Annotated in this window: 3 protein-coding genes and 1 pseudogene; 3 read left to right on the top strand and 1 reads right to left on the bottom strand. The window is 75.0% G+C overall.

Annotated features, from left to right (window positions below):
- Positions 1-1,132, top strand: a pseudogene (locus CCN56_RS38700) (PIG-L family deacetylase); the annotation flags it as partial.
- Between the two features lie 278 nt (positions 1,133-1,410).
- Here CCN56_RS38700 and CCN56_RS38695 read toward each other — a convergent pair.
- The gene (locus tag CCN56_RS38695) at positions 1,411-2,385 is read right to left on the bottom strand and encodes a carbohydrate kinase family protein (protein ID WP_086832313.1); all 975 of its coding nucleotides are present in this window, start codon (positions 2,383-2,385) and stop codon (positions 1,411-1,413) included.
- A gap of 130 nt (positions 2,386-2,515) precedes the next feature.
- Here CCN56_RS38695 and CCN56_RS38690 point away from each other — a divergent pair, with 130 nt between their 5' ends.
- Complete coding sequence (locus CCN56_RS38690; protein WP_041128845.1) at positions 2,516-2,722, top strand: hypothetical protein; 207 nt, start codon at positions 2,516-2,518, stop codon at positions 2,720-2,722.
- Positions 2,723-2,789: 67 nt separating this feature from the next.
- On the top strand, positions 2,790-4,310 hold the full coding sequence (locus tag CCN56_RS38685) for a hypothetical protein (protein ID WP_086832312.1): 1,521 nt from the start codon (positions 2,790-2,792) through the stop codon (positions 4,308-4,310).
- The last annotated feature ends 34 nt before the right edge of the window (positions 4,311-4,344 follow it).

Here is a 4,344-nt window from a genome sequence, read left to right as displayed (position 1 = left end):
GGCGGCGGCCGAGGCGAAGCTGAACATCCTCAAGACGTACTCCTGGCTGAACGGCGTCCACGACTGCGAGGCCGACGCGGGCTGCGGCGACCTGAAGGTGTCCGTGCGGCCCACCGGGCGGGGCTGGACGAAGACCGTCCGGTACGCCCGGGGCACCTCCACCTCCTGGGTCCAGCGCGACCCCGACGGCGGGCTGCACGCCTTCTCCGTCCTCGACGGGCGCCTCGCGACCTGGCGGAAGCCGGCCGACGCCGTGACCTGGCAGGGCCCGGAGCTGCTGCCCGGCGGCGGCCTCGACAGCGGCATCACCTCCGTGACCCTGCCCGACGGGCGCATAGCCGTCTTCGGCACCCGCACGACCCTCGGCGCGGCCGCGGCCGACTACCGGCGCGAGGTGGTCACCACCGTCCAGTCGGCCCCCGGCGGCGCCTTCGGTCCCTGGACCTCGCTCGGCACCCCCGAGCGGAACGACGCCTCCGGCACCTCGGACATCAGCGCGCCCGCCGTGACCGTGGCCCCCGACGGCCGGGCCACCCTGGTCCTGCGCGACAGCCTCCACCAGTTGGCAGCCCGCGAGCAGCGGGCCGACGGCGGCTGGGATCCGTGGCGGTCCCTGGGCGGCACGGAGGTGTACGGCGACCCGGTGGCGGCGACGGACGCGAACGGCCGCGGATACGTCTTCATCAGCACCCCGAGCACCGTCCTCGCCTGGGCCGAGCAGACCCCCGGCGGGCCGCTGACGGGGCCGGCGCCGACCGGGCTGCCGCCGACGACCCTCGCGCTGAGCGCGAGCGCCGCGCCGGACGGCGACGGGGTACGGCTCTGGTTCCGCAAGCCGTCCTCCGGCGACCTGCGGAGCGCCGACTTCTCCGGTACGCGCCCGGTCTCGCCGTTCACGGAACTGCCCGGCACCGGCGTCGCGGGCTTCGGTCCGGTGAGCGGCGGCGACGACCTGCTCGCGGTCCGGTCCCGCACCGGCTTCCTGGCGACGGCCTCCCACGGCCGGGCGGGGGTGCGGCCGGTGTGGACGCTGGAGAAGTTCCTGTTCTCCGGCGCGCCGGACGCCGGTACGGACGGGGTGGCGGCGATCGGCCTGGACGGCCGCCTGCACTGGACCCCAGCGGGCCCCTGACCCCTGCGGGCCGCGCCCCGCCCGTTGTGGGCCGGCGCCCCCCCGTTGTGGGCAATCGTTCCGCAGGGCGAAGGGGGTGCCCCCTGCTCGAGCGGGACGATTGCCCACACGGAGGGCGACGGAAGGCACCGCCCAGCCCGGCGCGGGCCCACACGGCGGGCGGCGGAGGGCACCGCGCAGCAGGGCGCGGGGCCCGCGCGGGCGGCTCCGTACGGCGGGCGCGGCCCGCGCGGGGGCGGCAGGTCCTGAGGTGCGGCGCCCGGCTGGGCGCGGTCGCGTCAGACCAGGTGGGCCTGGACCTCCGTCGCCGCCTCCTCGCCGTACGCCTTCCTGAAGCGCTCCATGAAGTTCACCCGCCGCAGCTCGTACTCCTGCGTGCCGAGCGTCTCGATGACCAGCGTCGCCAGCATGCAGCCCACCTGCGCCGCCCGCTCGAGCCCCACGCCCCACGACAGACCCGTCAGGAAGCCCGCGCGGAAGGCGTCGCCGACGCCCGTCGGGTCGACCTTCGCGGTCTCCTCGGGGCAGCCGACCTCGATGGGCGTCTCGCCGACCCGCTCGATGCGCACGCCGCGCGAGCCGAGCGTGGTGACGCGGTGGCCGACGCGGGAGAGGATCTCCGCCTCGGTCCAGCCGGTCTTGGACTCGATGAGGCCCTTCTCGTACTCGTTCGAGAAGAGGTAGGTCGCGCCGTCGAGGAGCGTGCGGATCTCCTCGCCGTCCATGCGCGCGATCTGCTGCGAGAAGTCGGCGGCGAAGGGGATCCGCCGGGTCTTGCACTCCTCCGTGTGGCGGAGCATCGCCTCGGGGTCGTCGGCGCCGATGAGGACGAGGTCGAGGCCGCCCACCCGGTCGGCGACGGCCTTGAGCTCGATCAGCCGGGCCTCGCTCATGGCACCGGTGTAGAAGGAGCCGATCTGGTTGTGGTCCTTGTCGGTGGTGCAGACGAAGCGGGCGGTGTGCAGGACCTCGGAGATGCGCACCGAGCCGGTGTCGACGCCGTGCCGGTCGAGCCAGGCGCGGTACTCGTCGAAGTCGTAGCCGGCCGCGCCGACCAGGATCGGGTTGCCGCCGAGCTGGCCCATGCCGAAGCAGATGTTCGGGCCGACGCCGCCCCGGCGGACGTCCAGGTTGTCGACGAGGAAGGAGAGGGACACCGTGTGGAGCTGGTCGGCCACGAGCTGGTCGGCGAACCGGCCGGGGAAGGTCATGAGGTGGTCGGTGGCGATGGAGCCGGTGACTGCGATACGCACGGCGGGGCGCTCCTGCGGGAAGGTGGTAATGACAGTTCACGCTACCGGGTGGGGCGCTCCCTGCCGAACAGTGGAAACTACCCCAGAGTAGGGCTTTTCCCCGGAGCGGTGCGGTGCATACGGTGCGCCCATGACCTTGTACCCCGCTCCCCGGGAGCGACACGAGTCCGAGTTGAGCCTCGCCCAGCTGCGCGGGGACGGTGCTCGGATGGCCCCCCACTGGGTCACCCCGGTCTCCCCCGAGCCCGTACGCGTCTCCCCCGCGTCGATCCACGGGGTCGTCGTGCCGGCGGCCTCGGCCCGGCTGATCGACGCCACCGTCGAGTACGGCGGCTGACCGGACGGAACCGTCCGCCCGCCCGCTCCGTCCCATCGGCGTCCGGTCGAGACGAGGGAGCGTTGCGGTGAGCGGTACGGAGAACGTACGGAGGCGACGGAACGTCGTCGCCGCCTCGGTGGCGGCGGGTGTGCTGCTCGCCGGGGGCGGTGGCGTCTATCTCGCCGTCGCGGCGACGGCGGACGGCGAGGCGATGCCCGCCGGGGTGTCCGCCGAGGCCGGAGACACGGCCGGGTCGCCGCCGCCCCTGCGCCTCGAAGGCGGCAGCGGGGGTGACGCGGGAGGCGGTCCCGGGATCGCGCCCGGTGAACCGGACCCGGGCGGCAACCCGAACGGGACGGTCTACAAAGCCAAGGGCCCCCTCCCCCAAGGGCCCTCCTCGGCCGCGGTCCACCGGCCCGAGGGCCTGGTCACCTCGGCGGAGGTGACCAGGCTGGCCGAAGCGCTCGGGATCGAGGGCCGGCCCTCCCTCGTCGGGGACGTCTGGACGATCGGGCCCGAGAAGGACGGCCGGGGACCGCGGCTCGACGTGGCCCGGAAGGCTCCCGGCAGCTGGACGTACTCCTGGTACGACGGCGGTCCGGTCGGCGACTCCTGCCTCAAGGGCCCTGCGTGCCCGCCCCCGGGCAGGGCGAAGCCCCCGACCGCGGGCCGTACGCCGGTGAGCGAGGCCGCGGCGAAGGCGGCGGCCGCCCCCGTCCTGAAGGCGCTCGGCCAGGACGACGCGAAGGTGACCGCGACCCAGGTGATGGACGGTTCGGTGCGGGTGGTCAACGCCGATCCGGTGGTGGGCGGGCTGCCGACCTACGGCTGGTCGACGGGGCTGCACATCGGTCCGGACGGCCGGCCTGTCGCCGGGAGCGGGATGCTCGAGGAGCCGGCGAAGGGCGCCACGTATCCGGTGCTCGGGGCGGAGAAGGCCCTCGCCGCGCTGAACGAGGCCTCGAAGGGCACCGGTCCCATCGGTATCGGTGGCTGCGCGACCGACCCGCCGGCCGGAGTCGACGGGAACGGCGTCGGCGGGAACGGCGAGGACGAGCCGGCCGCGGTCGACGGGAACGGCAAGGTCGGCACCGAGCCCGGCCCCGACGTGCCCTGCCGGTCCGTCGCCGGCACGGCGTCGCCGACCGAGGTCCCCGTGACGGCCGCGGTGTTCGGCCTGGCCGCCAAGGACGTGGCGGGCGAGCGGCTGCTCGTGCCGGCGTGGCTGTTCACCGCGGACCCGGTGGACGCGGCGCCCTACACGGTGGTGGAGACGGCGGTGGCCCCCGAGTACCTGGCGCCGCCCGCGAAGCCCTCGCCGCCGGACGAGGGCACGGCGCCGGTGCGGCGGGTCGAGTCGTACCGGACGGCGGACGACGGCCGGAAGCTGTCGGTCACCTTCTGGGGCGGGGTGTGCAGCACGTACACCGCGAAGGCCGTGGAGACCCCGGAGAAGGTGACCGTGCGGATCGACGAGAAGTCCGACCCCGGGCGGGTGTGCATCGCGATCGCCAAGGAGATCACGCTGACCGTGACGCTGCAGGGCCCGCTGGGCGACCGGCCCGTGGTGGACGCGGCGAGCGGGCAGGCCGTGCCGCGGCGCTGAGCGCGTCCGGGTACGCGTGAGGGCGGCGGCCCCG

Source organism: Streptomyces sp. NRRL B-24572 (assembly GCF_002156145.1).
Taxonomy (GTDB): Bacteria; Actinomycetota; Actinomycetes; order Streptomycetales; family Streptomycetaceae; genus Streptomyces; species Streptomyces vietnamensis.
This window is presented reverse-complemented; position numbering and strand designations above follow the sequence as displayed.

Coding starts and splice junctions, on each gene's coding strand:
- CCN56_RS38690 (WP_041128845.1), top strand. CDS start 2,516: ATGACCTTGTACCCCGCTCCCCGGGAGCGACACGAGTCCGAGTTGAGC.